Annotated in this window: 25 protein-coding genes; 12 read left to right on the top strand and 13 right to left on the bottom strand. The window is 74.1% G+C overall.

All coding sequences use genetic code 11. The annotated features are described in order from the left end of the window. Nucleotides 1-34: 34 nt before the first annotated feature. On the bottom strand, nucleotides 35-928 hold the full coding sequence (locus ACI79T_RS14005; RefSeq protein ID WP_456610681.1) for an ATP-grasp fold amidoligase family protein: 894 nt from the start codon (nucleotides 926-928) through the stop codon (nucleotides 35-37). Nucleotides 929-1,219: 291 nt separating this feature from the next. Between ACI79T_RS14005 and treZ the strand changes: the two genes are divergently transcribed. Continuing rightward, nucleotides 1,220-2,974, top strand: a complete 1,755-nt coding sequence (gene treZ / locus ACI79T_RS14000; RefSeq protein ID WP_456610680.1) for a malto-oligosyltrehalose trehalohydrolase — start codon at nucleotides 1,220-1,222, stop codon at nucleotides 2,972-2,974. Continuing rightward, nucleotides 2,974-3,711 (top strand): dihydrofolate reductase family protein, encoded by a 738-nt coding sequence (locus ACI79T_RS13995; protein WP_456610679.1) that lies wholly within the window; start codon nucleotides 2,974-2,976, stop codon nucleotides 3,709-3,711. The genes treZ and ACI79T_RS13995 overlap by 1 nt, the downstream gene beginning before the upstream one ends. Here ACI79T_RS13995 and ACI79T_RS13990 read toward each other — a convergent pair whose 3' ends face one another. Further along, the gene (locus tag ACI79T_RS13990) at nucleotides 3,712-4,275 is read right to left on the bottom strand and encodes a maltokinase N-terminal cap-like domain-containing protein (protein ID WP_456610678.1); all 564 of its coding nucleotides are present in this window, start codon (nucleotides 4,273-4,275) and stop codon (nucleotides 3,712-3,714) included. It abuts the gene before it with no gap. Nucleotides 4,276-4,345: 70 nt separating this feature from the next. Here ACI79T_RS13990 and ACI79T_RS13985 point away from each other — a divergent pair, with 70 nt between their 5' ends. The 3 genes from ACI79T_RS13985 (at nucleotide 4,346) to ACI79T_RS13975 (ending at nucleotide 8,166) form a co-directional block, all read left to right on the top strand. Next, nucleotides 4,346-5,416 carry an ATP-dependent DNA ligase gene (locus ACI79T_RS13985; protein ID WP_456610677.1) on the top strand — a complete coding sequence of 357 codons (1,071 nt, stop codon included), beginning with the start codon at nucleotides 4,346-4,348 and terminating at the stop codon, nucleotides 5,414-5,416. Nucleotides 5,417-5,501: 85 nt separating this feature from the next. After that, nucleotides 5,502-7,064, top strand: coding sequence for an alpha/beta hydrolase (locus tag ACI79T_RS13980; protein WP_456610676.1), 1,563 nt, complete (start codon nucleotides 5,502-5,504; stop codon nucleotides 7,062-7,064). Between the two features lie 34 nt (nucleotides 7,065-7,098). Continuing rightward, complete coding sequence (locus tag ACI79T_RS13975) at nucleotides 7,099-8,166, top strand: DNA polymerase domain-containing protein (protein WP_456610675.1); 1,068 nt, start codon at nucleotides 7,099-7,101, stop codon at nucleotides 8,164-8,166. Nucleotides 8,167-8,343: 177 nt separating this feature from the next. Here the strand turns inward: ACI79T_RS13975 and ACI79T_RS13970 are convergent, their stop codons facing one another. The 3 genes from ACI79T_RS13970 to ACI79T_RS13960 all read right to left on the bottom strand — a co-directional run bounded on the left by ACI79T_RS13970 (nucleotide 8,344) and on the right by ACI79T_RS13960 (nucleotide 10,524). Continuing rightward, the gene (locus ACI79T_RS13970) at nucleotides 8,344-9,216 is read right to left on the bottom strand and encodes a phosphatidylinositol-specific phospholipase C/glycerophosphodiester phosphodiesterase family protein (protein WP_456610674.1); all 873 of its coding nucleotides are present in this window, start codon (nucleotides 9,214-9,216) and stop codon (nucleotides 8,344-8,346) included. Between the two features lie 217 nt (nucleotides 9,217-9,433). Next, entirely contained in the window at nucleotides 9,434-10,066 is a 633-nt protein-coding gene (locus tag ACI79T_RS13965) for a PilZ domain-containing protein (RefSeq protein ID WP_456610673.1), read from the bottom strand. Between the two features lie 236 nt (nucleotides 10,067-10,302). Beyond that, a complete protein-coding gene (locus ACI79T_RS13960) occupies nucleotides 10,303-10,524 on the bottom strand; it encodes a hypothetical protein (RefSeq protein WP_456610672.1) in 222 nt (73 codons plus the stop codon). A gap of 269 nt (nucleotides 10,525-10,793) precedes the next feature. Between ACI79T_RS13960 and ACI79T_RS13955 the strand changes: the two genes are divergently transcribed. After that, a complete protein-coding gene (locus ACI79T_RS13955) occupies nucleotides 10,794-11,201 on the top strand; it encodes a hypothetical protein (protein WP_456610671.1) in 408 nt (135 codons plus the stop codon). Between the two features lie 147 nt (nucleotides 11,202-11,348). Continuing rightward, nucleotides 11,349-11,552 (top strand): cold-shock protein, encoded by a 204-nt coding sequence (locus ACI79T_RS13950; RefSeq protein WP_014377016.1) that lies wholly within the window; start codon nucleotides 11,349-11,351, stop codon nucleotides 11,550-11,552. Nucleotides 11,553-11,658: 106 nt separating this feature from the next. Here ACI79T_RS13950 and ACI79T_RS13945 read toward each other — a convergent pair whose 3' ends face one another. Further along, complete coding sequence (locus ACI79T_RS13945) at nucleotides 11,659-12,135, bottom strand: hypothetical protein (protein ID WP_456610670.1); 477 nt, start codon at nucleotides 12,133-12,135, stop codon at nucleotides 11,659-11,661. A gap of 100 nt (nucleotides 12,136-12,235) precedes the next feature. On the opposite strand from ACI79T_RS13945, the gene msrB reads away from it, so the two are divergent. After that, a complete protein-coding gene (gene msrB / locus ACI79T_RS13940) occupies nucleotides 12,236-12,652 on the top strand; it encodes a peptide-methionine (R)-S-oxide reductase MsrB (protein WP_456610669.1) in 417 nt (138 codons plus the stop codon). Nucleotides 12,653-12,732: 80 nt separating this feature from the next. On the opposite strand, the gene hemQ is transcribed toward msrB, so the two are convergent. From hemQ to hemE, 4 genes are all read right to left on the bottom strand, one after another. Beyond that, nucleotides 12,733-13,452, bottom strand: coding sequence for a hydrogen peroxide-dependent heme synthase (hemQ, locus tag ACI79T_RS13935; protein ID WP_456610668.1), 720 nt, complete (start codon nucleotides 13,450-13,452; stop codon nucleotides 12,733-12,735). A gap of 355 nt (nucleotides 13,453-13,807) precedes the next feature. Then, nucleotides 13,808-14,785 (bottom strand): hypothetical protein, encoded by a 978-nt coding sequence (locus ACI79T_RS13930; protein WP_456610667.1) that lies wholly within the window; start codon nucleotides 14,783-14,785, stop codon nucleotides 13,808-13,810. Nucleotides 14,786-14,837: 52 nt separating this feature from the next. Beyond that, nucleotides 14,838-16,217: a protoporphyrinogen oxidase gene (hemG, locus tag ACI79T_RS13925; protein ID WP_456610666.1), complete on the bottom strand. Its 1,380-nt coding sequence runs from the start codon at nucleotides 16,215-16,217 to the stop codon at nucleotides 14,838-14,840. After that, nucleotides 16,214-17,266 carry a uroporphyrinogen decarboxylase gene (gene hemE, locus ACI79T_RS13920; protein WP_456610665.1) on the bottom strand — a complete coding sequence of 351 codons (1,053 nt, stop codon included), beginning with the start codon at nucleotides 17,264-17,266 and terminating at the stop codon, nucleotides 16,214-16,216. Before hemE ends, hemG begins: the two co-directional genes overlap by 4 nt. 104 nt (nucleotides 17,267-17,370) lie before the next feature. Between hemE and ACI79T_RS13915 the strand changes: the two genes are divergently transcribed. Beyond that, a complete protein-coding gene (locus ACI79T_RS13915; RefSeq protein WP_456610664.1) occupies nucleotides 17,371-17,997 on the top strand; it encodes a DUF3000 domain-containing protein in 627 nt (208 codons plus the stop codon). Between the two features lie 171 nt (nucleotides 17,998-18,168). After that, a complete protein-coding gene (locus ACI79T_RS13910) occupies nucleotides 18,169-19,383 on the top strand; it encodes an HRDC domain-containing protein (RefSeq protein ID WP_456610663.1) in 1,215 nt (404 codons plus the stop codon). 241 nt (nucleotides 19,384-19,624) lie between these two features. Here the strand turns inward: ACI79T_RS13910 and ACI79T_RS13905 are convergent, their stop codons facing one another. The 3 genes from ACI79T_RS13905 to ACI79T_RS13895 all read right to left on the bottom strand — a co-directional run bounded on the left by ACI79T_RS13905 (nucleotide 19,625) and on the right by ACI79T_RS13895 (nucleotide 22,972). Further along, nucleotides 19,625-20,911, bottom strand: a complete 1,287-nt coding sequence (locus ACI79T_RS13905) for a sugar ABC transporter permease (RefSeq protein WP_456610662.1) — start codon at nucleotides 20,909-20,911, stop codon at nucleotides 19,625-19,627. 10 nt (nucleotides 20,912-20,921) lie between these two features. Then, nucleotides 20,922-21,728, bottom strand: a complete 807-nt coding sequence (locus ACI79T_RS13900; RefSeq protein WP_456610661.1) for an ATP-binding cassette domain-containing protein — start codon at nucleotides 21,726-21,728, stop codon at nucleotides 20,922-20,924. Between the two features lie 146 nt (nucleotides 21,729-21,874). Next, the gene (locus ACI79T_RS13895) at nucleotides 21,875-22,972 is read right to left on the bottom strand and encodes a sugar ABC transporter substrate-binding protein (protein WP_456610660.1); all 1,098 of its coding nucleotides are present in this window, start codon (nucleotides 22,970-22,972) and stop codon (nucleotides 21,875-21,877) included. A gap of 221 nt (nucleotides 22,973-23,193) precedes the next feature. Here ACI79T_RS13895 and ACI79T_RS13890 point away from each other — a divergent pair, with 221 nt between their 5' ends. Both ACI79T_RS13890 and ACI79T_RS13885 read left to right on the top strand, forming a co-directional pair. Then, the gene (locus tag ACI79T_RS13890; RefSeq protein WP_456610659.1) at nucleotides 23,194-24,399 is read left to right on the top strand and encodes a thiolase family protein; all 1,206 of its coding nucleotides are present in this window, start codon (nucleotides 23,194-23,196) and stop codon (nucleotides 24,397-24,399) included. Next, the gene (locus ACI79T_RS13885) at nucleotides 24,396-26,483 is read left to right on the top strand and encodes a 3-hydroxyacyl-CoA dehydrogenase NAD-binding domain-containing protein (protein ID WP_456610658.1); all 2,088 of its coding nucleotides are present in this window, start codon (nucleotides 24,396-24,398) and stop codon (nucleotides 26,481-26,483) included. Before ACI79T_RS13890 ends, ACI79T_RS13885 begins: the two co-directional genes overlap by 4 nt. Nucleotides 26,484-26,609: the final 126 nt, after the last annotated feature.

The raw sequence follows: 26,609 nt of genomic DNA, 5'->3' as shown, positions 1-26,609 counted from the left end.
CGGTGGGGCCACGGCGGCGCCTCCGCACCACAGCTCAGCGGGACAGCGTCGGCAGGGACCACCGCTCCCCGAGCCACGAGTCGAACTCGGGGGGCTCGAACCGCGTGACGCCCCCGCCCGGGTAGGGCGTGAGCTCGCCGAACCAGACCGCGTCGCCGGTGCTGTACAGGTCGACCCGCATGAAGTCGAAGGAGCGTCCGAGGACCTCCGCCGCGTGCAGCATGGCGGCCAGGTTCCCCGGTGCCGCGGTCGGCGAGCCGCTCCGCACCGTCTTCTGGACGGAGATGGGCTCCCACTCGGGTGTGTAGTAGTTGCGTGCGTGCTGCTTGGTGAACCGGCCTCGATCGACCTGGATGGCGGCCACCTCGCCGTGGAAGACGAAGAACTTGTAGTCGTCCAGCGGCCCGGTCCCGGCGATGTCCTCCTCGACGAGGAACAGCTGCCGGGCCCGGCTGTACGCCCACTCCCCCAGCAGGACGCTCTCGTCGTCCCGCAGCCACTCCTGCGTCGCCTGGACCGTCGAGGTGTCGATCGAGCGCGCGGCGCCCCCCAACCGCACCAGGCCGCTCCGGTGGTTGGGCTTGAGCACCCAGGCCCGGTCGAACGCCCGGCCGGCCACCGCGCCCAGGTCGTCCCCCGACCACAGCGTCTCGGGCACGGCCAGGCCGGCCTCCTGCTGGCAGCGGTAGGCGTGGTCCTTCATCGCCAGCTTGTCGCAGGTCCACGCCAGCTCCGGCCGGCGGTCCCGCAGGATGCGCCAGTTGACCTTCTCGGTGAACGTCCGCGGGTCCCGCAGCCGGGGCAGGCGACGGTGCCCGGCCAGGTACAGGTACCGCCGCCGGGCGGTCGGTGGCAGCAGACCGGCGACCCGGCGGTGCGCGGGTTGCAGGTGGGAACGCACGACGGCGTTCAGCCGGCTACGGGGCATCGGGAAGTCCTCCTGCGGGGAACGCCTGCATGTCCGGCAACCGTCTGGCCGGGGAACGGACGGGGTCTCCCTCTGCCCGGCGACTGTAGCCGGGGCAGCCTGCTCCCACCCGGGCCCGGGCGAGCGACGCGGCTCGCCGTGGCAGGGTGGGTACGTCTGATGCGGCGACCGCCCGGGCGCACGCCGGCGGCTGCAGGTCCGTGCGGGGGGTGTGTCCTGGTCGGCGGTTGGCCGACCGCCGTACGGGCATGAGCAGCGTGTCCCGTCTGCACCGTCCCTGGAGGCCCCCGCATGCCCGCTCCCGTCGAGTTCGCCGTCTGGGCCCCGCTGCCCGAGCGCGTGCGCGTGCAGGTCGACGGCGCCGTCCACGACATGCGCCGGGACGGCGGAGGCTGGTGGCGCACCGAGGTCGACGCCCGGCCCGACGCCGACTACGGCTTCCTGCTGGACGACGGCGACACGCCGCGCCCCGACCCACGCTCGCGCCGGCAGCCCGAGGGCGTGCACGGCCTGTCCCGCCTCTTCGACCCGTCCGCGTACGAGTGGGGCGACCGGGCCTGGACCGGGCGGCAGCTGGCCGGCGGCGTGGTCTACGAGATGCACATCGGCACGTTCACGCCCGAGGGCACCCTCGACGCCGCGATCGGCCGGCTGGGGCACCTCGTGCGCCTCGGCGTCGACTTCGTCGAGCTGCTGCCGGTGAACGGCTTCAACGGCACGCACAACTGGGGCTACGACGGCGTCCTCTGGTACACGGTGCAGGAGCAGTACGGCGGCCCCGAGGCCTACCAGCGGTTCGTCGACGCCTGCCACCAGCAGGGCATCGGCGTCATCCAGGACGTCGTCTACAACCACCTCGGGCCCTCGGGGAACTACCTGCCCGAGTTCTTCCCCGTCTTCGCCGAGGGCGGGTCCAACACCTGGGGCGAGTCGATCAACCTCTCGGGGCCCGACTCCGACGAGGTGCGCCGCTACATCCTCGACAACGTGCAGATGTGGCTGCGCGACATGCACGTCGACGGCCTGCGCCTGGACGCGGTGCACGCCCTCGTCGACGAGCGCGCCGTGCCGATCCTCGAGCAGATGGCGGTCGAGGTGGACAGCCTGTCGGTCGCCGTCGGCCGGCCGCTCACCCTCATCGCCGAGAGCGACCTCAACGACCCGCGCATGGTCACCCCGCGCGCGGCCGGGGGCACCGGGCTGGCCGCCCAGTGGAGCGACGACTTCCACCACGCGCTGCACACCACGCTGACCGGGGAGGGCCAGGGCTACTACGCCGACTTCGCCGACGCCGGGCTGCCCGGGCTGGCGAAGACGCTGACCGGCGCCTTCTTCCACGACGGCAGCTGGTCGAGCTTCCGGCGGCGCTCGCACGGCCGGCCGGTGGACACCAGCCGGTTGCCCGGCTGGAAGTTCCTCGCCTACCTGCAGGACCACGACCAGATCGGCAACCGCGCCGTCGGCGACCGCATCTCGGCCACCCTCTCCCCCGGCCTGCTCGCCGTGGGCGCCACCCTGGTGCTCACCGGCCCGTTCACGCCGATGCTCTTCATGGGCGAGGAGTGGGGCGCGACCACGCCGTGGCAGTTCTTCACCAGCCACCCGGAGCCGGAGCTGGGCAGGGCCACGGCCGAGGGCCGGATCGGTGAGTTCGCCGAGCACGGCTGGGACCCCGCCGTCGTCCCCGACCCGCAGGACCCGGAGACCTTCACCCGATCCAAGCTGGACTGGTCGGAGCTGTCCCAGGAGCCGCACGAGCGGCTGCTGGCCGTGCACCGGTCGCTGCTGGCGCTGCGCCGCGCGCACCCCGACCTGGTCGATCCCGACCTCTCCGCCGTGCAGGTCTCCTGGGACGACGCCGACCGCTGGCTGGTGGTGCACCGGGGCTCGCTGCGGGTGGTGGCGAACCTCGCCGGGGAGCCGCGGGAGATCGACCTCGACCGCCAGGTGGCCGACGTCCTCTTCTGCACCGACGAGCTGCCGACGGTCGACGGGGACACGATCACGCTGCCGGCCGAGAGCGCAGCCGTCGTCAGCACCCGCTGATGCGGCGCCTCCTGCCCGACCCGGCCGAGCTGGACGACGCCGGGTTGGTGGAGGCCTACCGGCTGCCCCCGGGCCGCTCGCTGCGGATCAACTTCGTCGTCGCGCTCGACGGCGCGGTCACCGTGGACGGGCGCAGCGGGGGCCTCGGCTCCCCCGGGGACCGGCGCATCTTCCGGCTGCTGCGGGCGCTCGCCGACGCGGTCCTCGTCGGGCACGGCACCACGGCCGCCGAGGGGTACGGGCCGGTCACCGCCGACTCCGCCGTCGGCCGGCTGCGCAGCGCGCTCGGGCGGCCCGCGACCGCGCCGGTCGTCGTGGTCTCCCGCCGGGCGTCGCTGGACCCGGGGGCCTCCCTGGTGACCGGCGCGGTGTCCCCCACCGTGCTGGTCACCTGCGAGGCGGCCGATCCGGGGCGCCGCGCGGCACTGACCGCGGCGGGTGTCACGGTGCTCACCTGCGGGGAGGACGACGTCGACCTGCCGCTGGCCCTCGACCGGCTGGCAGAGCAGGGCCTCGAGCAGGTGCTGTGCGAGGGCGGGCCGCAGCTGTTCCGTGCCGCGCTGCGGGCCGGGGTCGTCGACGACCTGGCCCTCTCCCTCGCGCCGGCGCTGGTGGGGGCGGCCGGCAGCCGGCTGCTCGGCGAGGAGCTGGCCGACGTCCTCCCCCTGCACCTGCGCCAGGTGCTGGAGGAGGACGGCGTGCTGTTCACCCGGTACGGCGTCGGGGCAGCGCGCTAGCTACCGGACGACGGCGACGACGCCCCGCGCGGTGCTCCCGTCGGGCCGCGTCCAGTCCACCTCGACCGCCCCCGGACCGGTGCCGGGCGTCCCGGGCCCGGGCACCCGGACCAGCTCGACGGCGGTCGGCTCCCCGGTCCCGGCCCAGGAGCGGCCGACGGTGGGGTCGAGGGTGTCGCTCTCGCTCTGGTGCTGCGCCTCGACCGCGCCGGCCACGAACGCGAGCAGCTGGGCCACCGCGACCGGGTCGTGCGCCGCGTCGTAGATCCACCGGGTGCCGAGGACGCCGTGCTCCGAGGTGCCCAGCAGCCCCTCGGCCGCCTCGTCCAGGGCCGCGGCCCGGTAGGTCAGCGGCACGAAGTAGGTGGTCGCCTCCGCCCCGGTGCCGTCGGTGACCAGCATCAGCTCGATGCCGACCTCGCCGGCCGGGTCGTCCAGGCGGAAACCGCCCGCGCGGGACAGCTCCGGCGTCCCCGTGCCGCGGTACCAGGGCTGCCGGGGCAGCCAGCCGGCGAGGAGCTCGAGCTTGGTGGGTGCCATGGTGGTGGCGAAGACGGTGGACATGCCCGCACCCTGCCACGCAGTGCGGTCGGCCGGCGTCCGCACGACGTCCCCTGCTGCTTGACTGACCGGCATGGACCTGCCCGTGATGCCGCCGGTGAAGCCCATGCTGGCCAAGCCCGCGACCAAGCTGCCGGTCGGCGACGGCATGTTCTACGAGCCCAAGTGGGACGGCTTCCGCTGCGTCGTCTTCCGCGACGGCGACGAGGTCGAGCTGGGCAGCCGCAACGAGCGGCCGCTGACCCGCTACTTCCCCGAGGTGGTCGAGGCGGTCAGGGCAGCGCTGCCGGAGCGGTGCGTCGTGGACGGGGAGATCGTCGTCCCGGCCGGCGACCGGCTGCACTTCGAGGCGCTCCTGCAGCGCATCCACCCCGCCGACTCCCGGGTGCGGCTGCTGGCCGAGCAGACCCCGGCCTCGTTCGTCGCCTTCGACCTGCTCGCCCTCGGGGACGAGTCGCTGCTCGAGGTCCCCTTCGCGGAGCGGCGGGCCCGGCTCGAGGCCGCGCTGGACGGCGTCCGGCCGCCGGTGCACCTGACGAGCGTCACCCGTGACCCGGCCACCGCGCAGCGCTGGTTCGAGACCTTCGAGGGCGCGGGGCTCGACGGCGTCGTCGCCAAGGCGGCCGACCTGCCCTACGGGCCCGACCAGCGGTTGATGACCAAGGTCAAGCACGTCCGGACGGCGGACTGCGTGGTCGCCGGCTTCCGCTGGCACAAGAGCGGGCCGATCGTCGGCTCGCTGCTCCTGGGGCTCTACGACGAGGGGCAGCTGCAGCACATCGGCGTGGCCGCGTCCTTCCCCATGAAGCGCCGGGCCGAGCTCGTCGAGGAGCTGGCGCCCTACCGGGCGGAGGCGCTCGACGGCCACCCGTGGCAGGACTGGGCGAACGCGCAGGTGCAGCAGGACGGGGAGAACCGGATGCCCGGTGCGGTCAGCCGGTGGAACGCGAAGAAGGACCTGTCCTGGGTGCCCCTGCGGCCGGAGCTGGTGGTGGAGATCAAGTACGACCAGCTCGAGGGCCGTCGACTGCGTCACACCGGCCAGTTCCTGCGCTGGCGCCCCGACCGGGACCCGCTCAGCTGCACGTACGACCAGCTCGACGTGCCGGTGCGCTACGACCTGGGCGAGGTGCTGGACCGGTGACCGGGACCGCCTCCGCCGCCGACCCGTTCGCCCGATCGGGAGCGCACCGCTGCACCGGTGGCGCGAGCCTCCTACGCTCGTGATCATGCGTCTGCACCGTGGCCTCCCGGCCGTCGCGTCCGGCCTGCTGCTGGCCCTGCCGCTGGCACTGACCGGCTGCACCTCCTTCGCCGAGACCGCCGAGGAACCGACCGCCGCGACGACGACGCCACCGGCCGAGCCCGAGGTAGCGCCCGTCGAGTGGACCGACTGCGACGCGCAGATCCAGCCGCTGATCGAGGGGCAGCCGGGCAGCGAGCGCGACATCGCGTTCGAGTGCGGCCGCACCGACGTGCCCATCGACTACGACGAGCCCGGCGGCGCGACCCTGCCGCTGTTCCTGGTCCGCGCCGTGCTGGCCGGCCAGACCGAGCGCATCGGCTCGCTGATGGTCAACCCCGGTGGGCCGGGCGGCTCCGGCGCGGACGCCGCGATCGGGCTGGCGCTCACCCTCCCCGAGGACGTGCTGCGCCGCTTCGACATCGTCGGCTTCGACCCGCGCGGCGTGGGGCTGTCCACCCCCGTCGAGTGCATCCCCAAGGAGCTCAAGGACCGCGCGATCGCCGCGGAGCCACGCCCCACCACCGCAGAGCAGCTCGACGACGTCTTCGCACTCACCGACGAGGTGGCCGAGGGCTGCGCCGAGGAGTACGGCCAGGCGCTGGGCACCTTCAACACCGTGGACACCGCGCGGGACATGGAGCAGATCCGCCAGTCCCTCGGCGAGGAGCAGCTGAACTACCTCGGCTACTCCTACGGCACCACGCTCGGCTCCACCTACGCCGAGCTCTTCCCCGACCGGGTCCGCGCGATGGTCCTCGACGCCGCCGTCGACCCCGACGCCGACCCGATCGCCGACGCCGAGGCCAGCGCCGCCGGCTTCGAGGCCGGCTTCGACGCCTTCGCCGAGAACTGCCGCGGCCTGATCGCCGGCTGCCCGCTGGGCGACGACCCCCGACTCTTCCTCGAGGAGCTGCTCGCGCAGGCGCAGGCCACGCCCATCCCGAGCAGCGAGCCCGGCGAGACCCGGCAGGCCACGCCCGGCGTCGTGCTCACCGCGGTGCAGGCCGCGCTGTACGACACCGCGTCCTGGCCGCAGCTGGCACAGGGCCTGGCGGCCGCCCGCAACGGGGACGCCCGGGCGCTGTTCTCGCTGGCCGACGACTACAGCGGCCGGCTCGAGGACGGCACCTACTCCAACCTGTTCGACGCGAACCTGGCGATCAACTGCGCCGACACCGAGGAGACGGTGGAGGAGACGCGCGTGCGGGAGCTGGTCGCCGAGTGGAGCGCCACGTACCCGCTGTTCGGTGCCGGCTCGGCCGCCGGTCTGTACACGTGCTCGGCGTGGGAGGCCGAGCGCACGCCCATCCCCGAGCGCGACGCCGAGGGCAGCGACCCGATCCTGGTCATCGGCAACGTCGGTGACCCGGTGACCCCGCTGGCGGGCGCCGTCGACCTCGCCGAGGACCTCGACAGCGGCGTCCTGCTCACCTGGGAGGGGCAGGGGCACACCGCCTACCCGAAGACCGAGTGCGTGACGGCCGCGGTCAACTCCTACCTCATCGACCTGGCGGTACCCGTGGACGCGCTGACCTGTCCCGCGTGACACTCGGCGCCCCCGGAGCGAGCGGAGCAGCTCAATGGCCAGCAGCAAGGACGCCGTCGTCCTGGACGTCGACGGGCACGAGGTGCGGGTCTCCAACCCGGAGAAGCCGTACTTCCCCGACCGGGGCATCCGCAAGATCGACGTCGTCGAGTACTTCGTGGCCGTCGGCGAGGGGATCCTCTTCGCCCTGAGGGACCGGCCGACGACGCTGGAGCGCTGGCCGGGCGGGGTGTTCGAGGGCGCCCGCATCTCCACGCGGACGGACAACACCGGCGACGCGTTCTACCAGAAGCGGGTGCCGAAGAACGCCCCCGGGTGGATCCCCACCGCGCACATCACGTTCCCCAGCGGACGGACGGCGGACGAGATCGCCCCCGACTCGGTGGCCGTGGTCGCCTGGGCGGCCAACCTGGGCACGCTCACCTTCCACCCGTGGCCGGTCACCCGGGCCGACGTCGAGCAGCCCGACCAGATCCGCATCGACCTCGACCCGCAGCCGGGCACCGACTTCTCCGACGCCGTGTGGGTGGCTCCGCACGTGCGCGAGCTGCTGCACGAGTTCGGCATGGAGGGCTGGCCGAAGACCTCCGGCGGCCGCGGCGTGCACATCTACGTGCCGATCCAGCCGCGCTGGACCTTCCCCGAGGTGCGCCGGGCGGTGATCGCGTTCGGCCGCGAGCTGGAACGCCGGCTGCCCGACCGCGTGACCATGTCGTGGTGGAAGGAGGAGCGCGGTGAGAAGATCTTCGTCGACTACAACCAGATGGCCCGGGACCGCACGATCGCCTCGGCGTACTCGATCCGGCCGAAGCCGCACGCCCCGGTCTCCGCGCCGGTGGACTGGGACGAGCTGCCCGACGTCCACCCGACCGACTTCGACGTCCTGACCATGCCGGCCCGGTTCGCGAAGGTCGGCGACAGGCACGCCGGCCTCGCCGAGCACGCCTTCGGCATCGAGCCGCTGCTCGAGCTCGCCGAGCGGCAGGCGGCCGACGACGGCCTCGGGGACCTGCCCTATCCGCCCGACTACCCCAAGATGCCGGGCGAGCCGATGCGGGTGCAGCCCAGCCGCGCCAGGCGGTCCACCGGCGGAGACCAGTGATCGGGTCGTCAGCGTGGCAGCAGCACAGCGCCGATTCCCTGGATGACCCGCGCATGTGCCGAGCCGCCGCCACGACCTGAGGTCGTCCTCCCGAGGCCGTCTGCGGGCGGGCGAGGATGCGGCCGCCGTGCCGCCGGCGGGCCTGCCTGGGAGGCGCCCCAGGCAGGCCCGGGTCGGTCAGGCGGCGGCCTGCTGCTCCTGGGAGTCGTGGGCGAGCAGGAACGCCTGGAGGCCGGCCAGGTCGTCGGTGTTGATGTGGTCGACGTCCGCGGCGATCAGCTCGCGCCACACGGCGTCACGCGCAGTGCCGGCCGTGTCCGGGGTCGCCCAGAACCGGACCCGGTATCCCTGGGAGTGCGCGGTGGCCACGATGGAGTGCAGCTTCTGCCGTTCCGCCTCCGGCATCGGGCCGACGCCGGCCCAGGTGAAGTGATTCGTCCAGTTGTCGCTGACCAGCGGCATGAGCTCCGCCGGGAGGCCGGAGTGCAGGTCGGCCAGCCGGCCGTCGTAGCCGGCAAACCTGATCCGTTGCGCAGCCATGTCCGCCAAGGGGCGGTTACCGCTGATCACCGCGGTCACCGCCCCCTCCTTCATCCGCCCGTTGCTCCAGCGGGTCATCAGTGGCGCATATGCGCGCAGCGCCCGGTCGATGGCGGCGTACGTGGCCGGGCCGTCGCTCTTGATGTCGATGAGCAGCTGCAGCGACCCGTCCCAGCGGTGGTGGATCGAGCCACGGTTCGCCCGGTAGCGGTCGCGCAACGGGTCCAGGTACAGCGACTGCAGGGTCACCCCGGGCTGGGTGTCCTCGAGGTCGTGTGCGACCCGCAGCTCGCCGTCCACCAGCCACACATCGGCCTCCACGCTGGTGAAGCCGTGCTCGAGCGCATCCGCCAGTGGACGGTCGTGCTCGTAGTCGTTGTGGGCGTGAGCCCGCTCGAGGGGCTCGACGGCGGATGTGGGAGGCCCGGCAGCGGCCGGGCTGATGGTAGGAGCCGTGAGGGCGGCTGCGGTGGCGACGATCAGGGTCAGTGTTCGGCGAGTGAATCCCATGGCCGAGCACGGTTGCGCGACCGGGCGACGCGCTCGCAGACCTCTGTCGGCCTCTGGTGGAACTTCTCCTGTCCGGCTCGGGACACCCGGGCCGCGTCCTCCCGAGGAGACGCACCCGCCATCCGGTCCGGTCCTGCCGGGCGCCCGGATGCAGTCATGGCGTGCGCCTCGATCCGTGGCGGTCGGAAGCACGACGCCGGCGAGCAGTGAGCCCGCCCTAGTCGGCCAGCGCGCGCTCCTCGCGCAGCGCCCGGAAGACCCGGCGACGGAGCAGGTCCGCCTCCCGCTCGGGCAGCTCGTGGAACTGCATCGACAGCAGCCAGCGCGGACCGGCCACCTGCTGCCGGACGATGTGGCCGGGGACGTGGACCGTGTCGTCGTCGAGCGTGATGCTCACCTGCGCGGGCGTCCCCGCCTCCGGCGCCAGCCCCCAGCCGTCTACGAGCGCCCGCATGCCGGCCTCGCTGAGGTCGACGGTGGTGCCCACGAGCAGCCCGTCGAGCCAGGGCATGACCACCGGGAGCTCGACGCGCGCCCGCACCGTCCGGCGGCGCTGGCTGCGCTCGGCCGGTCCGGTGGCGACGAGGTGCCAGAGCGGCTCCTCGGCGACCTCGACGCTGGTGATCCTCGCGGGGAGGGTGCGCTCTTCGTACCCGTCCACCCAGTAGATCGCGACCGGGTTCCCGGGCTCGACCGCCTGCTTCCACCCGGCGCCCTCGCCGAGCGGGCTGACCACGATCGCGTTCTCGTTCGAGATCTCCACCCGCGCCGCCACGGTCAGCCCGCGCGCCACGAGCGTGACATCGGCCTGGGTGCTCTCCTCGGGCCGGTCGCCCTTCGGGTCGGTCATGACGGTCCTCCACTGCGGGAACGAGACGTGTGGGCATCGCTGCGTCCCGGCGGAGTCACCGCGCCGACCTGCGGAGACCGCACGGCACGATGGGGAGTCCCGCCGATCGGCCGCCCACCCGGGCCGTCGATGACGCGGGGAGCTGATCGGCACCCGCGCGGGTTCTCCGCACCCCGGCGGGCCCACCGGCCACCCGGAGGGGTGAGTGGGACCGCCTCGCAGGCGTGCTCGGCGGCTCAGCCGGCCAGCCGCTGGGCGGATGCGCCCAGCGCGTGCGCCCGCAGCGCGGCCGGCAGCCGGACCTGACGGGCCAGCTCCGCCGCCACCACCGCGGCGCGGAGGGCGTCGGCCGACTCGGCCAGCCGGTCGGCGAGCACCTGGTCCAGGTCGGCGTCGTGCAGGTCCTCGATGTCGCGCAGGAAGACGGCGGGGGTGGACGAGGCGGCGAGCGGCTGCATGAGGTTCTCCTGGCTGGGTGGGACGCCGGATCCGTCCGGCTCGATCCCACCGTCGGTGGCGCACCGCAGGGTGCTGCGGAGACAAGCGCAGGAAATCCGCAAGACCGCCCGCGACGCCGACCGCAGCGTGACGACGCCGGCACCTCGCTCCCCCGGACGGTCGCACCGCTGCCCCGGACGGGTGAGGCCGAGGGCCCGCACACCGGCCGGTGCTCCAGCCGCGGGTAGCGGTGGTCGATGCAGCTGTCGACCACGGTGGAGGAGAACGGGTGAGGATCTGGTTGCTGGCGTACGGCGTGCTGTACGTCGTCATCGAGCTGGTCGGCCACTCGCTCGAGACCATCGGCTGGCCGCAGATCACCGCCCTCGACGTGGCGACGGCGGTCACCGACGCGTTCCTCACCGTCTCGGTCGGCCTGGCCCTCCTCCTCGCCGGCCAGCTGAGCCTGCGGCGCTGGGGGCCGGCCGGATCCGTCCGGCCACGCTCCCCGGCGCCGCCGCAGTTCTCCGTCGAGCCACCCCTCGGGGTGCGCTCGTGGCGGGCGGCGCCGCTCGCCCTGCCGCCCGCGGCGCCGGCGCGCAGCCCCTACGCGGTGGGGGCCTACGGGCCCGGCTGGGGCCGGCGAGGACGCCGCGTCGCACCGTCGTTCCCGGAGGAGCCCGGTCGTCTGCTGTGAGCGCCCGAGCGCTCTGCCGGAGAGTCCCAGGTCACAGTTCTGCTGCTCCTGTGTTCCCTTCTGGCGATCTTTGGCTAGGGTTGTGCCGTCGGGAAGGCCCTGCGCTATGGCAGGACCCCGATGCAGCACCTCAGCTAGGAGCGAGCAATGCCCGAAGGAACTGTCAAGTGGTTCAACGCGGAGAAGGGGTTCGGCTTCGCCACCCCCGACGGCGGCGGACCGGACGTCTTCGTCCACTACTCGGCCATCCAGTCCAGCGGGTACCGCTCGCTCGATGAAGGCCAGCGGATCGCGTTCGACATCGAGCAGGGCCAGAAGGGCCCGCAGGCTGCGAACGTCACCCCGCTCTGATCGCCTGATCAGCACAGCGCCCCCGCCCGGTTCTCCGGGCGGGGGCGCTGTCGTTCAGGCGCTGTCGTTCAGGCGCTGTCGTTGACGACGCCTGCGGTGCGGCCGGTCAGCGGGCGCGGGGCACGTACCCGCCGATCAGCGCCGACATGAGCAGCGCCCCGTCGTGCTCGCCGACCGAGGCCGCTGCGTCGGCAAAGGCCCGCCAGCGCTGCCGCTCGACGTCGGTGGGCGCTCTCTCGGCTCGCGCCGCCAGCTGTTCCAGCAGCCGTTCCCACTCCCCCTGCGGGGTCGGCCAGAGGCCGGTCAGGCGCCGGGCCTCCGCCGAGATCGCCGTGATGCGCACGATGTCCCCCGCGTGGTTGGTCAGCGGCTCGATGTACCCGGCGGACGCCAGCGCCTTCGCCGCGGCGATGACCTCCGCCTTGGGCAGCCCGCTCCCGGGCACCACGGAGCCGAGCAGGTAGGGGGCGCCGCCGTGCTTCGGCTCGTCGACCAGCCGCGCGATCGCCCGCAGCACGGGCAGGTCGCGGGCGAACCAGGTGTCGGGCAGGAGGCCGTCGGGCGGCTGGTGGGCGGAGGTCACGCCCCCAGTCTCCCCGTACCCGCGTGCACGGCGGCGCCCCGGCTCCGCCGAGCGACGCTGCGGCGGGAATCGCCGCCGGCTCCGGCTCGTTGGCCGTGGCATGACGACCTCTCCCCAGAAGCCCCAGGTCAGCAAGACCGACGAGGAGTGGCGGGCGCAGCTGTCCCCGGAGGAGTACGCGGTGCTCCGCCAGGCCGGGACCGAGCGGGCGTGGACCGGCGAGTACGTCGACACGAAGACCGTCGGCGTCTACGAGTGCCGTGCCTGCGGCGCCGAGCTGTTCCGCTCGGAGACCAAGTTCGACTCGCACTGCGGCTGGCCGTCGTTCTACGAGGCCGCCGCCGAGGACAACGTGATCCTCCGCGAGGACCGCAGCTTCGGCATGATCCGCACCGAGGTGCTGTGCGGCACCTGCCACAGCCACCTGGGCCACCTCTTCGACGACGCCCCGCAGACGCCAACCGGCGACCGCTACTGCATCAACAGCGTCAGCATCCGGCTCAGCCCGGCCGAGTAGCCCGCTGCTCTGGGGGTGTTCCTCGTGCTCCGGGTGTCCTGCGGGACCCCGGCAGCGCGAGGAACACCCCAGAGGCGTCCCTACGGCAGGTCGTGGACCAGCTCCGCGACCGGCTTGCGGGTACCGGTGTAGAACGGCACCTCCTCGCGCACGTGCCGCCGGGCCCGGCTGGCCCGCAGGTCGCGCATCAGGTCGACGATGCGGTGCAGCTCGTCCGCCTCGAAGGCGAGCATCCACTCGTAGTCGCCCAGCCCGAACGAGGCGACCGTGTTGGCCCGCACGTCGGGGTAGGGCCGGGCCTGCATGCCGTGCTCCTTGAGCATGTCCCGCCGCTCGTCGTCGGGCAGCAGGTACCACTCGTAGGACCGCACGAACGGGTAGACGCAGACGAACCGGCGCGGCTCCTCGTCGGCCAGGAACGCGGGGATGTGGCTGCGGTTGAACTCCGCGGGCCGGTGCAGCGCCATCTGCGACCACACCGGCTCCAGCCGCCGGCCCAGCGCGGTGCGGCGGAGGCGGGTGTAGGCCTCCTGCAGCGCCTCGGCCGACGGGGAGTGCCACCAGACCATGAGATCGGCGTCGGCCCGCAGGCCGCTCACGTCGTAGGTCCCCCGGACGACGACGTCCTTGCCGGCCAGCTCCTCGACCAGCGCGGCGGCCTCGTCGGCCGCGGCGGTGCGCTGCTCGTCGCCGAAGGGCCGGGCCAGCTTGAACACCGACCACATCGTGTAGCGGATGCTGGAGTTCAGCTCGTTCGCGCGCTTGCCGATGCTGCGTTCCTCGACCTGCTGCTCGCTCATGCCGCCATTGTCCTCCCGGGACCCGCCGCGGGAGCGGCGGGTTCCGGCCGGGTGCGCGGGATCACGATCGCGCCCTCGGCGTGGTCGGGGACGGCCACGGACGTGCCCTTTCTGTCAGCTTGCCGTCGCCTCGCGATCGCGCCGCCGGCCGCCGTGCGCGGCGCGGCAGTCGCCGCAGGCGGCCATCCACACGTGGTGGCGCAGGCAGCGGGACGGCGGGGGGTGGACGGGGAGGTTCCGTGTCGAGTGGTGCACCGATGTCACACCGTCTGCAACGGCGGTACCCGGCCGGCCATGCCCCGGTCCGACCGTGTCGCCCGTCTCGGGGCGGCGGAGGACGGGGAGCCCGGGCCGGTCAGCGGTGCGGCGGCCCGGCCGGCGCACCCGCCCGGTCGCGACCCGGCAGGCAGGCGAGGGCGGCCAGCGCGAGCGCGACGGCGTCCTCGATCAGCGCGGCCCGGATGTCGGGCATGCGCCCGGCAGCCCAGCGCCGCCAGCCCAGCCCCCCGTAGGAGCCGGCCAGCGCCCCGGCGAACCCCGCGACCACGGGGAGCGCGCCGTTGCTGCGCTCCCGCACGGCCAGCCGCCCGCCGCCTTCGGCTGCCGCCAGCAGCCGTGGCACCAGGACGGCGCCCTCCGTCCGCGGCGGCGTCCCCGGCTGCTTGTCGGCGACCAGCTCGACGACGACGCCCAGGGCGCTGAACACCTGGTGCTTCCGGGACACCCGCCCCGGCGCCCCGGCCGTCGTCGGCGCGGTGAGGACCGGCCCGGCGAAGCCCAGGGAGCTGCGCCCGCCGGCAGCCACCCCCAGGACGGCCGACCGGACGACGAGCCCGGCGCGGGCCGGGCCCCGGGGGGTGGTCCGCTCGGCGGGCGTCGGCACCGCCTCCAGCACGCCCTGCACGGCCGCGCCGTAGGCGAGGTGGGGCACGGCGTCGGTCGCCCAGTCCGCAGCCGACCAGGTCCGCGGATCCCCGATGCCCAGCGCCGCCACCGCGCCGTCGGTCGCCGCCGCCGAGGCCGCGCCCGCCAGCACCGCGCCCACCGGCGCCGGGAAGCGGACACCCAGCGAGCGGACCGTGCTGGCCAGCACGCCGACGCCCAGGCCGTTCGCGATGCCGGCCAGCGCACCGAGCGCGCTCCGTCGCGCGTCGCGTTCGGCCCGCGTGCCGGGGACGTCCCGGCCCACCTGCGCAGCCATGGCGTCGACCAGCCGCTCGGGCACCCGGCTGGCCGGACGGCCGCGCAGGACCATGTCGAGGTAGCTGACGGTGTTGAGCGCGACGGTGCCGGCCGCGCCGGCGGCCAGCCCACGTGCGAAGGACCCGGTCATGTCCCGACCCTGCGCATCCCGGCCGCTCCCGGCAACCCGAGCCGGCGCCGGATCAGGCGAGGGCGTCGACCGCGCGGTACGCGTCGCGGATGCAGGCGGGGACGCCGACCCCCTCGTAGGCGGCGCCGGCCACGGCCAGGCCGGGCACCTCGCCCACCGCCGCGCGGACCGCCGCCACCCGGCCGGGGTGGCCCACCAGGTACTGCGGCAGGCCACCGCCCCAGCGCACCACGCGGGTGTCCAGCGGTTCCGGGCGCGACAGCCCCAGCAGCTCGGCGACGTCGGCGACCACGTCGGCGGCCAGCTCGTCATCGGGCCGCTGCAGCTGCGACTCGTCGCGGAAGCGCCCCACCGACGAACGCACGAGCAGCGCCTCCCCGCCGGCCAGGTGCGGCCACTTCGCCGAGGAGACGGTGACGCCCTTGACCAGCCGGCCGGTCACCGGCGGCACCAGCAGGCCGGAGCCCGCCGGGACGTCCTGCGCCGGGAACGCCATCGCGACGACCGCCATGGACGCGTACGGGATGCCCGACAGCGGTGCGACGGCGCCGGGGACGGCCTCGCCGAGCAGCCGCGCGGCCTTGGGCGCCGGGGCGGTGACGATCACCGCGTCGGCGGTCAGCACCTCCGGGGCGGCCACCGCCCCCACCGAGATCTCGAAGCCCCCGGCGGTCCGGCGCAGGCCGTGCGCGGGCGTGCGGAGCCGCACCCGGGCGCCCGCCGCCTCGACCAGCGCGGCCGGCAGCGCGCCGATCCCCACGTCGACGGTCACGAACACCGGCCCGTCGGCGTCGAAGCGGCTGCGGGACCCGGCGTCGCGCGCGGCCGCGGCCGCCTCGAGCACCGACCGGGCACCCCGGACCCGGGCGGCCAGCGCCGGCATGGTGGCGGCGAGCGAGAGCTCGTCGGCCCGGCCCGCGTACACGCCGCCGAGGAGCGGTTCGACCAGCCGGTCGACGACCTCGTCGCCGAGCCGCTCGCGGAGCAGACCGCCGACCGCGACGTCGCCGTCGGGCAGCGCGAGCGGCGGCAGCTCGGCCTCCGCCCGGACCCGGGCGACACCGGCCGGGGTCAGGACGCCGTCCAGACCGTCGGCCGAGGTGGGGACGCCGAGAACCGTGCCGGCCGGCAGCGGGTACCGCCCGTCGGGCAGCACGACGGAGGCCTGCGTGGTCGCCGGCGCGACGAGCCGGTCCCCCCACCCGAGCGCCTCCACCAGGGCCACCGCTTCGGGAACCCGGGCGAGCAGCGCCTCGGGGCCGGTGTCGTACCAGGTGCCGGCGAGCTGGACGCGGTCCAGCTTCCCGCCGATCCGGTCACCGGCCTCCAGGACGACGATCTCGTCGTCGGGCCGGCGGCGGCGCCACTCGAAGGCGGCGGCCAGGCCGGTGATACCGGCCCCGACGACCACCAGCCGGCGGGACTGGCTCACTTCGCGGTGAGCTCGTGCACCAGCGCGGCGACGCGGGTGAGCACGTCGGGGTCGGTGTCGGGCAGCACGCCGTGGCCGAGGTTGAAGATGTGCCCGCGCGCGGCCTCCGCCTGGCGGACGACCCGGCGGACCTCCCGCTCGACGGTGTCGCGGTCGGCGAGCAGGACCGCCGGATCGAGGTTGCCCTGCAGCGAGCGCCCGGGGCCCACCCGGCGGGCGGCCTCGTCCAGGGGCAGCCGCCAGTCCACGCCCACGACGTCGGCGCCGGCGTCGCCGATGAGCGGCAGCAGCTCGCCGGTCCCCACGCCGAAGTGGATGCGCGGCACGTCCCGCTCCCCCAGCCCGTCGAAGACCGCCCGCGAGTGCGGCAGCACCCGCTCGGCGTAGTCGGCGGCCGACAGCACGCCGGCCCACGAGTCGAACAGCTGCACCGCGGAGGCGCCGGCGTCGACCTGGGCGCGCAGGAACGTCGCCGCCGACAGGGACAGCCGCTGCAGCAGCCGCGACCACGCCTCCGGCTCGGCGTACATGAAGGCCTTGGTGCGGGCGTGCTCCTTGGAGGGGCCGCCCTCGATCAGGTAGGTGGCCAGGGTGAACGGCGCGCCGGCGAACCCGATGAGCGGTGTCGGGCCCAGTTCGGCGACCAGCGAGCGCACCGCCGTCTCCAGGAAGCCGAGCTGCTCGGGCGCCAGGTCGGGCAGGGCGTCCACGTCGGCGACCGTGCGGACCGGGTTCGCGACGACCGGGCCGATGCCGGGCTTGATCTCGATGTCCACGCCGGCCACCACCAGCGGCAGCACGATGTCGGAGAACAGGATGGCCGCGTCGACCTGGTGCCGGCGGACCGGCTGCAGGGTGATCTCGGTGACCAGGTCGGGGTCCTGGCAGGCCGCCAGCATCGCCGTACCGGCGCGCAGGGCCCGGTATTCCGGGAGCGAACGCCCGGCCTGGCGCATGAACCAGACCGGGGTGCGACCGACCGGGAGGCCTCGTGCGGCGCGGACGAGATCGGAATCGGCCGGGGACGCCGACACGGGAGCGGGACTCACGAGCGTCGATCCTCCCAGACGCCCGGCGACGACCGGCCCGGCGCGTCCCGCCGGTGTGCGGCGCGTCGGCACGCCAGCCCCGGTCACCGGCCTACGCTGCGGGCGTGGAGCCACGCAACCTGGCCGGCGCCGGGAACGAGAGCAGGGACGCCGACGCCGTCCCTGCCGTGTTCCGCGCCGCCCTCGAGTCCCTGGCCGGCGTGCGCGCCCGCCCGGAGATCGAGCTCGGCTCCATCCCCGCCCCGCAGCGGCTGGCCCCGTTCGCGCACGCGATCGGCGCGCGGGTACCGGACCCGGACGACGAGAACGACGTCGAGATCGCCAGCGCCCGGTTCATCGTGCTGTTCGACCCCGAGGGGCACGAGGCCTGGCACGGCACCCTGCGGTGCGTCGGCTACCTCTCGGCGGAGACCGACGAGGAACTGGTCGACGACGCCATGTTCTCCGAGGTGGCGTGGAGCTGGCTCACCGACGCGCTCGGCGACTGCGGGGCGGCGCACCACACGGTCGGCGGCACGGTCACCCGCACCGCCTCCACGCGGTTCGGCGAGCTGGCCGGGCCCGAGCACTCGGTGGACGTCGAGATGCGCGCCTCCTGGACCGCCGAGGGCACCGACCTCGGCCGCCACCTGCTGGCCTGGCTCGAGGTGCTGGGCAACGCGGCCGGTCTGCCGCCGCCGGGCGTGCGCCTCCTGGGTCCCTCCGACCGGGTCGGTAGCGAGACTCTCTAACATCGGTGCGGCACAGCGGGCCCGGAGCTCGTTGCGCCGGTGCTCCTCCTCCTGGATCCCGCGGCCGGCCGCAGCGGACCCCGGCCGGGCGCCGGTGGACCGCCAGACGAGGACCGGCAAGAAGGTGGACGGCAACTGAGCACCGAGCCCACTCCCGAGGCGCCGGGGGACGTGGCAGCGGCCGCGGCTCCCGAGCCCACCCCGCTCCTCGCCCCTCGCGACGGGCTCCCGCCGGTCATCGAGACCTCGACCCAGCTGGTCGAGTACGCCGAGGCGCTGCGCGGCGGCACCGGGCCGGTCGCCGTCGACGCCGAGCGTGCGTCCGGCTACCGCTACGGGCAGCGCGCGTACCTGGTGCAGCTGCGCCGCAACGGCTCCGGCACCGGTCTGCTCGACCCGATCCCGCTGCCGGACCTGTCGGTGGTCCAGGAGGCCATCGCCGACGCCGAGTGGGTGCTGCACGCCGCCAACCAGGACCTGCCCTGCCTCGCCGAGATCGGCCTCGCGCCGGCCCGCGTGTTCGACACCGAGCTGGCCGCCCGGCTGGCCGGGCTGCCGCGCGTGGGCCTGGGCGCCGTCGTCGAGTCGCTGCTGGGCTTCTCGCTGCAGAAGGGCCACTCGGCCGCCGACTGGAGCACCCGCCCGCTGCCCGAGGAGTGGCTGGTCTACGCGGCGCTCGACGTCGAGGTGCTCGTCGACCTGCGCGACGCCCTGGCCGCGATCCTCGAGGAGCAGGGCAAGACCGAATGGGCCCGCCAGGAGTTCGAGGCGATCCTCGCCGCCGGCCCGCCGGCCCCGAAGCAGGACCCGTGGCGGCGGACGTCGGGCGTGCACGGGCTGCGCAGCCGCCGCCAGCTGGGCATGCTGCAGGCCATCTGGGAGGCCCGTGACGAGCTGGCCCGGCGCCGTGACGTCGCCCCCGGCCGGGTGCTGCCCGACTCCGCCATGGTCGCCGCCGTGCAGGCCGACCCGAAGAACGAGGGCGCGCTGCTGGAGCTTCCGGTCTTCCGGGGCCGGGCCAACCGGCGCCTGGTCGCGCACTGGTTCACCGCGCTGGCCCGGGGCAAGGCGCTGCCCGAGAACGAGCTGCCGCTGCACAGCAAGCCAGGTGACGGACCGCCGCCGGTGAACCGCTGGGCCGACCGTGACCCCGCCGCCGCCACCCGTCTGCAGGCCGCCCGGGCCGGGCTCGCCGAGCTCTCGGAGAAGCACGCGGTGCCGGTGGAGAACATCCTCTCCCCCGACCTGGTGCGGCGGCTCGTGTGGAGCCCGCCGGAGCCCCGTGAGCCCGCGTCGGTCGCCGAGGCGTTGCGCTCGGGGGGCGCGCGGGCGTGGCAGGTCGAGCTGACCCTCGACGTGCTGACCGACGCGATCTCCCGCGCCTGACCCTCAGGCGCCCACACGGCGCTCCGGGGGGTGTTCCTCCTGCTCCGAGGGGCCTGCCGGACTCCCCTGGCGCGAGTTGCACCCCCGGAGCCGGCGTCGGTGACGAGACGCACGGGCCCGTGCCGGCCTCGCGGGTGCCCACGGACGACGAACGCCGGCGCCCTCCGCACGGAGCGGAGGACGCCGGCGTCGGCGTGGTCACCTGCCGCCCGCCGGCGCTGAGCACGGCGGGCGGCAGGGGTCATCGTCGGGCCGTGGCCGCCCGGCGCCGGGCCAGCGCGTCCACGCTGGCCGCCAGCAGCAGCACGCCACCGGTGATCACGAAGTTCAGGTAGGCCGCCACGCCCAGCAGGCCCAGCCCGTTGGCGATGATCGCGATCACCAGACCACCCAGGACGGCGTCCCGGGCCTTGCCCCGGCCGCCGAAGAGGCTGGTGCCACCGATGACCGCGGCGCCGACCGCGTAGAGCAGCGTGTTGCCCGCACCGGCGTCCGGCGTGACCGAGCTCAGCCGCGAGGTGGCCAGGATGCCGCTGACCGCCGCCAGGCTGGACGAGATCACGAACGCCAGCACCCGGATCCGGGTGACGTTGATGCCCGCCCGACGCGCGGCCTCGGCGTTGCCGCCGACGGCGTAGATGTGCCGCCCGAACGTGGTGCGCGAGAGCACGAAGGTGAGCACCAGCAGCAGGATGACGACCAGCGGCACCGCGTACGGGATGCCGGCGAGGTCGATCGCGGCGGCCAGCGCCCGGTCGACGCTGAGGATGGCGGTCACGCCGAACACCACCACGGCGATGAGCGCGATGCGGGCGAGCACCAGCACGAGGGGCTGGTGCGCCAGGCCGCGGGCCTTCTGCGAGCGCCAGCGCCACAGCTCGAACGCCGCGTAGGCCACCGCGACGACCGCGGCGAGGATCCAGCCCAGCGTGACCGGCACGTTCTCGTTGGTCAGGGCGCGGATGACCGGCTCGCGCACCGGCACGGTGCCGCCCTGCCCGATGATCCACAGCGTGACGCCCTGGAAACCGAGGAACAGGGCCAGCGTGACGACGAACGACGGGATGCCGACCATCCCGACGAGGCTGCCGGTGAACACGCCGATCACGGCACCGGTGGCGATCGCGGCCAGCACGGCGATCGGCCAGGCGACGCCGGCCTGCACCAGCAGCTGGGCGAGCACCGCCGAGCAGACGCCGCTCACCACACCCGCGGACAGGTCGATCTCGCCCAGCAGCAGGACGAAGACCAGGCCCATCGCGAGCACGATGATCGGCGTCGACTGCACCAGCAGGTTGGAGAGGTTCAGCGGCGTCAGGAACGTCCCCGGCCGGAGCACCGTGAAGAGGATGCCCAGGACGACGATGCCCAGGACGGCGGGCAGCGCGCCCAGGTCACCGGCCCGCAGCTTGTTCAGGTAGCCGCGGACGGCGCCGCCGACGGTGTTGTCCTGGCGGTCGCCCTCGAAGCCGGCGGCCGGCTTGTGCGGCCCGCTCGCCTCGGCGGCGGTCAGGGTGTTGCTCGACATGGCAGTCCTCTCAGTCCTCGAGCGCGTCCGGCGAGAGCCCGAGCTCACCGGAACGGCCGGAGGTGATCAGCTCGATGACCTGGGTGCGGTCGACCTCGGAGATGGGGACGTCGGCGGCGATCCGGCCCAGGTACAGGGCGGCCACGCGGTCGGCCACCTCGAAGACGTCGACCATGTTGTGGGTGATGAAGACGACGGCGTGACCGGTGTCGGCCAGCCGGCGGACCAGGTCGAGCACCTGGCGGGTCTGGGCGACGCCCAGGGCCGCGGTCGGCTCGTCCAGGATGACCAGCTTGGACTCCCAGAGAACCGCCTTGGCGATCGCGACGGTCTGCCGCTGGCCACCGGACAGGCTGGACACCAGCTGGCGGACCGACTTCAGCGTGCGCACCGACAGCTTGGCCAGCGTGTCGCGCGCGGCCTCCTCCATCGAGGCCTCGTCCAGGACGATGCCGCGCTTGCGCTCACGGCCCAGGAACATGTTCTGGACGACGTCGAGGTTGTCGGCGAGCGCGAGGTCCTGGTAGACGACCTCGATGCCCAGCCGGGCGGCGTCGCGGGGCCCGGTCAGCTGCACCGGCTCGCCCTCGAACTCCACGGTGCCGGAGTCGATCGGGTGGATTCCGGCGATGGCCTTGATCAGCGTGCTCTTGCCGGCGCCGTTGTCACCGACCAGCGCGGTGACCTTGCCGGGGTAGACGTCCAGGTGGACGTCGTGCAGGACCTGGACGGCCCCGAAGCTCTTCTGGACCCCCCGCAGGCTCAGCGTGGGTCGCTCCAGGGTCGGGGTGGTCGTGCTCTCTACGGGTGCGGACACCGCTGCGTCCTTCCTGCATGGGATCGGCCCGGGGCGGACCGTGGTGCGACAGTGTGACGCCCTGCGGGCCCCGGTGGACCCGGGACCCGCAGGGCGGGGAGCACGCGGCCGGGGCACCCGCGAACGGGTGCCCCGGCCGGATGCCTCTAGGAGATGCCGAGCTCGGTGCAGGCTGCGGCGAACTCACCGGTGCAGACGTCGGCGGCGGACTGGTAGCCGTCCTCGATGACCTGCGAGACGTTGTCCCGGAAGATCGAGACCGGCTCCAGGAGCACCGACGGGACCTCGCGGCCACCCTCGGGGTCCTCGACCGAGCCGTCGACCTCGGGCTCCTCGCCGTTGACCAGCGCCACGGCCAGCTCGGCCAGCGCGCTGGCCTCCTCCTCGATCGGCTTGTAGACCGTCATGCACTGGTTGCCGGCGAGGATGTTCTGCAGGCCCTCGACGGTCGCGTCCTGGCCGGTGACGGGCACCTGACCCGCGGCGTTGTTGCGACCGAGGATCGACACGACCGCGTTGGCCAGGCCGTCGTTGGCGGCCACGACGCCCTGGATGTCACCGCCGGCCTGGGTGTACATCTGCTCGAAGATGGTGGCGGCCTGCTGGTTGTCCCACTCGGGGACGGCCTGCTCGGCGACGACCGTGTACTGGTCCATCGGGTCGAGGACCTCGTGGGCACCCGAGGAGAACAGCGTGGCGTTGTTGTCGTCGGGCGAGCCGTTCAGGTAGGCGATGTTCGCCGGCTCGTCGCCGAGGCACTGGGCCAGGCCCTCGCCCTGCAGGCGCCCGACCTCGGTGTTGTCGAACGAGACGTAGTAGTCGCTCTCGCCGCCCAGGGTCAGCCGGTCGTAGTCGATGGTCTGCACGCCCTGCTGCTCGGCCTGGCGCTGGATCGCCGCGCCGGACGCCGAGTCGAGGTTCGTGATCGCCAGGACGGTCACGCCACCGGTGATCATCTGCTCGGCGATGGTCGCCATCCGCTGGGCGTCGCCCTGCGCGTTGTCGATCTCGTACTCGACACCGGCCTCCTCGAAGGCCGCCTCGAGGAGCGGACGGTCGGCCGACTCCCAGCGGGCCGAGGACGCGGTGTCGGGGAGGATCACGCCGATCTTGCCCGCAGCCTCACCGCCACCGCTGCTGCTGCCGCCGTTGCTGCCGCTGTCGTCGTCGCCGCCACCACAGGCGGCCAGGCCGAAGACCAGAGCCGCCGCGATCGCCGTCGTCACCGTGCGCCGTCGCGCCATGAGGGGGACCTCTATTTCGTTGGGGTTACAGAGAAATTCCGGCGGGTCATCTTGCGCGTACGACCCTTGTGACTGCAAGCACAGGCCCATGCCGTTGCCGGACCGTGACCGACGGACCCCCCGATGGGGTGCCGTGGCGCGCTTGGCGAGGAGGTTACCGGCGGGTAACTTCATGCCTGCCGGCCCCTTCCGGGTCCGGGTCCGAACTCTGCGGAGGTCTCATGTCCCGCTCGCTGCGTGAGGTCGTCTTCGTCGACGGCGTACGCACTCCCTTCGGCAAGGCCGGCCCGAAGGGCATCTACGCCGAGACGCGCGCCGACGACCTCGTCGTGCGCTGCATCCGCGAGCTGCTGCGCCGCAACCCGGCGCTGCCCGCCGACCGGGTGGACGAGGTGGCCATCGCCGCCACCACCCAGATCGGTGACCAGGGCCTGACGCTGGGCCGCACCGCCGCGCTGCTGGCCGGGCTGCCGAAGACCGTCCCCGGGTACTCGATCGACCGGATGTGCGCCGGCGCGATGACCGCGGTGACCACCACCGCGTCCGGCATCGCCTTCGGCGCCTACGACGTCGCGATCGCCGGCGGCGTCGAGCACATGGGCCACCACCCCATGGGCGAGGGCGTCGACCCCAACCCGCGGATCGTCAGCGAGAAGCTGGTCGACCCCTCCGCGCTGGTCATGGGCTCCACCGCCGAGAACCTGCACGACCGCTTCCCGCACCTGACCAAGGAGCGCGCCGACGCCTTCGCGCTGGCCAGCCAGCAGAAGTACGCCAAGGCCGTCGCGAACGGGCAGATCGGCCCGGAGCTGGTCACCGTGGCCACCCGCTCGGCCGAGCACGGCTGGGGCGTCGCCACCGTCGACGAGCCGCCGCGCCCCCAGACCACCCTCGAGGGGCTGGGGACGCTGAAGACGCCGTTCCGCCCGCACGGCCACGTGACCGCCGGCAACGCAGCCGGGCTCAACGACGGGGCCACCGGCTGCCTCCTCGCCGCCGAGGACGTCGCCGAGGAGCTCGGGCTGGACGTCGGCATGCGGCTGGTCGGCTACGGCTTCGCCGGCGTGGAGCCGGAGGTCATGGGCATCGGCCCGGTGCCCTCCACCGAGAAGGCGCTCGCCCGCACCGGCCTGTCCATCACCGACATCGGCCTGTTCGAGCTGAACGAGGCCTTCGCGATCCAGGTCCTGGCCTTCCTCGACCACTTCGGCATCGCCGACGACGACGAGCGCGTCAACCCGTGGGGCGGCGCCATCGCCGTCGGCCACCCGCTGGCCTCCTCCGGCGTCCGCCTGATGACCCAGCTGTCGCGGCAGTTCGCCGAGCGACCCGACGTCCGGTACGGCCTCACCGCCATGTGCGTGGGCCTCGGCATGGGCGCCACCGTGATCTGGGAGAACCCGAACTGGGAAGGGGTGGCCAAGTGAGCGCGGTCTTCGAGAACGAGGTCGTGACCGACGCCAAGGTGCGGTTCCTGACCCTGCCGGGCCTCTCGGGCGAGTTCGCCCTGATCACGATCGACAACGGGCACGACCACACCCGCCCGTCGACGTTCGGCCCCGGTGGGCTCGCGTCGCTGGACGCCGCCCTGGACGAGATCGCCGCCCGCTCCCCCGCCCCCGTGGCGATCGGGGTGACCGGCAAGCCGTTCATCTTCGCGGTGGGCGCCGACCTCTCCGGCGTCCCGTCGGTGACCGACGCCGCTGCCGCGCGGGAGATCGCCGAGACCGGCCACCGGGTGTTCCGGCGGCTCAAGGACTCGACCGTCCCGACCTTCGCGTTCGTCAACGGCGTCGCGCTGGGCGGCGGCCTGGAGCTGGCGCTGCACTGCCACTACCGGACGATCAGCGCCGGCGCCGCGGTCGGCTTCCCCGAGGCCTTCCTCGGGCTGGTTCCCGGCTGGGGCGGCACGCAGCTGCTGCCGAACCTGATCGGCATCGACGCCGCGGTCACCGTCGTCGTCGAGAACGCCCTGGCGCAGAACAAGATGACGCCCGCGCCGAAGGCCGCGACGCTCGGCATCGCCGACGCGCTGTTCGAGCCGGCCGACTTCCTGGAGCGCTCGCTGGAGTGGGCGGTCGGCGTGCTCGGCGGGTCGGTGCCGGTCTCCCGTCCCGAGGTGGACCGCGCGGCGTGGGACGACGCGATCGCCCGGGCCCGCGGCGTCGTCGCCGCCCGCACCCGGAACGCCTCCCCCGGCGCCGTCCGCTCGGTGGACCTGCTCGACCTGGCGCGCAACGGTGTCGACGGCGAGGCGTTCACCGCCGGCACCGCCGCCGAGGACGACGCCCTCACCGAGCTGCTGATGAGCGACCCGCTGCGGGCCTCGCTCTACTCGTTCGACCTGGTCAACAAGCGGGCGAAGCGGCCGGCCGGCGCGCCGGACAAGTCGCTGGCCCGCACGGTCACCAAGGTCGGCGTCGTGGGCGCCGGGCTCATGGCCAGCCAGCTGGCGATGCTGTTCGTCCGCCAGCTGAAGGTGCCGGTGGTCCTCACCGACATCGACCAGGCGCGCGTGGACAAGGGCGTGGCCTACGTGCACGGCGAGCTGGACAAGCTCGCGCAGCGCGGCCGGCTGACCGCCGACAAGCTCAACCAGCTCAAGGGCCTGGTCACCGGCTCGCTGTCCAAGGACGTCTTCGCCGACGCCGACCTCGTCATCGAGGCCGTGTTCGAGGAGATGTCGGTCAAGCAGCAGGTGTTCCGTGAAGTCGAGGCGGTGGTGTCCGAGACGTGCGTGCTGGCGACCAACACCTCGGCGCTGTCGGTGACCGAGATGGCCTCGAAGCTCGAGCACCCGGAGCGGGTCGTCGGCCTGCACTTCTTCAACCCGGTCGCCGTCCTCCCCCTGCTGGAGGTCGTGCGCGCCGAGCAGACCGACGACGCCACGCTGGCCACCGCCTTCGCCGTCGGCAAGTCGCTGAAGAAGTCGTGCGTGCTGGTGGCCGACGCCCCGGCGTTCGTCGTCAACCGGCTGCTCACCCGCTTCCTGGGTGAGGTGACCGCCGCCGTCGAGCAGGGCACCCCGGTGGCCGTCGCGGAGAAGGCGCTGGACCCGCTGGGCCTGCCGATGACGCCGTTCGAGCTGCTCTCGCTCGTCGGCCCTGCGGTCGCCCTGCACGTGGCCGAGCGCATGCACGAGGCGTTCCCCGACCGGTTCGCCGTCGGCGAGGGCCTCCGGCGCATCGTCGAGCTGGGGAAGACCAGCGTGTTCGTCGAGCCGGGCGTGGTCGACCCCGAGCTCGCGGACGCCTTCACCGGCGCGGAGCCGCTGACCGAGCAGCAGGTGCACGACCGCGCGGTCGAGGCGCTGGCGCAGGAGATCCGGCTGATGCTGGACGAGGGCGTCGTGCAGGCGGTCCAGGACATCGACCTGGCCATGATCCTCGGCGCCGGCTGGCCGTTCTGGCTGGGCGGCATCTCCGCCTACCTGGACCGCACCGGGGTCTCCGAGGAGGTCACCGGCTCCCGGTTCCTGCCGCGCGGGGTGGCGTCCCTGCCCGCCCCATGATGATCAGGTGACCTGATCGTTCCGGGTCCTGGGGGGGGGGGGGGGGGGGGGGGGGGGGGGGGGGGGGGGGGGGGGTGGGGGGGGGGGGGGGGGGGGGGGGGGGGGGGGGGGGGGGGGGGGGGGGGG

The organism is Blastococcus sp. SYSU DS0619 (assembly GCF_054051035.1).
Note: the sequence above shows the minus strand (reverse complement) of the source record. Positions and strands in the feature narration are given on the sequence as shown.

What these genes read in the sequence shown, in the direction of transcription:
- ACI79T_RS14005 (WP_456610681.1), bottom strand. Translation starts at nt 928, where the DNA reads ATGCCCCGTAGCCGGCTGAACGCCGTCGTGCGTTCCCACCTGCAACCC.
- treZ (WP_456610680.1), top strand. Translation starts at nt 1,220, where the DNA reads ATGCCCGCTCCCGTCGAGTTCGCCGTCTGGGCCCCGCTGCCCGAGCGC.
- ACI79T_RS13995 (WP_456610679.1), top strand. Translation starts at nt 2,974, where the DNA reads ATGCGGCGCCTCCTGCCCGACCCGGCCGAGCTGGACGACGCCGGGTTG.
- ACI79T_RS13990 (WP_456610678.1), bottom strand. Translation starts at nt 4,275, where the DNA reads ATGTCCACCGTCTTCGCCACCACCATGGCACCCACCAAGCTCGAGCTC.
- ACI79T_RS13985 (WP_456610677.1), top strand. Translation starts at nt 4,346, where the DNA reads ATGGACCTGCCCGTGATGCCGCCGGTGAAGCCCATGCTGGCCAAGCCC.
- ACI79T_RS13980 (WP_456610676.1), top strand. Translation starts at nt 5,502, where the DNA reads ATGCGTCTGCACCGTGGCCTCCCGGCCGTCGCGTCCGGCCTGCTGCTG.
- ACI79T_RS13975 (WP_456610675.1), top strand. Translation starts at nt 7,099, where the DNA reads ATGGCCAGCAGCAAGGACGCCGTCGTCCTGGACGTCGACGGGCACGAG.
- ACI79T_RS13970 (WP_456610674.1), bottom strand. Translation starts at nt 9,216, where the DNA reads ATGGGATTCACTCGCCGAACACTGACCCTGATCGTCGCCACCGCAGCC.
- ACI79T_RS13965 (WP_456610673.1), bottom strand. Translation starts at nt 10,066, where the DNA reads ATGACCGACCCGAAGGGCGACCGGCCCGAGGAGAGCACCCAGGCCGAT.
- ACI79T_RS13960 (WP_456610672.1), bottom strand. Translation starts at nt 10,524, where the DNA reads ATGCAGCCGCTCGCCGCCTCGTCCACCCCCGCCGTCTTCCTGCGCGAC.
- ACI79T_RS13950 (WP_014377016.1), top strand. Translation starts at nt 11,349, where the DNA reads ATGCCCGAAGGAACTGTCAAGTGGTTCAACGCGGAGAAGGGGTTCGGC.
- msrB (WP_456610669.1), top strand. Translation starts at nt 12,236, where the DNA reads ATGACGACCTCTCCCCAGAAGCCCCAGGTCAGCAAGACCGACGAGGAG.
- hemQ (WP_456610668.1), bottom strand. Translation starts at nt 13,452, where the DNA reads ATGAGCGAGCAGCAGGTCGAGGAACGCAGCATCGGCAAGCGCGCGAAC.
- ACI79T_RS13930 (WP_456610667.1), bottom strand. Translation starts at nt 14,785, where the DNA reads ATGACCGGGTCCTTCGCACGTGGGCTGGCCGCCGGCGCGGCCGGCACC.
- ACI79T_RS13905 (WP_456610662.1), bottom strand. Translation starts at nt 20,911, where the DNA reads ATGTCGAGCAACACCCTGACCGCCGCCGAGGCGAGCGGGCCGCACAAG.
- ACI79T_RS13895 (WP_456610660.1), bottom strand. Translation starts at nt 22,972, where the DNA reads ATGGCGCGACGGCGCACGGTGACGACGGCGATCGCGGCGGCTCTGGTC.
- ACI79T_RS13890 (WP_456610659.1), top strand. Translation starts at nt 23,194, where the DNA reads ATGTCCCGCTCGCTGCGTGAGGTCGTCTTCGTCGACGGCGTACGCACT.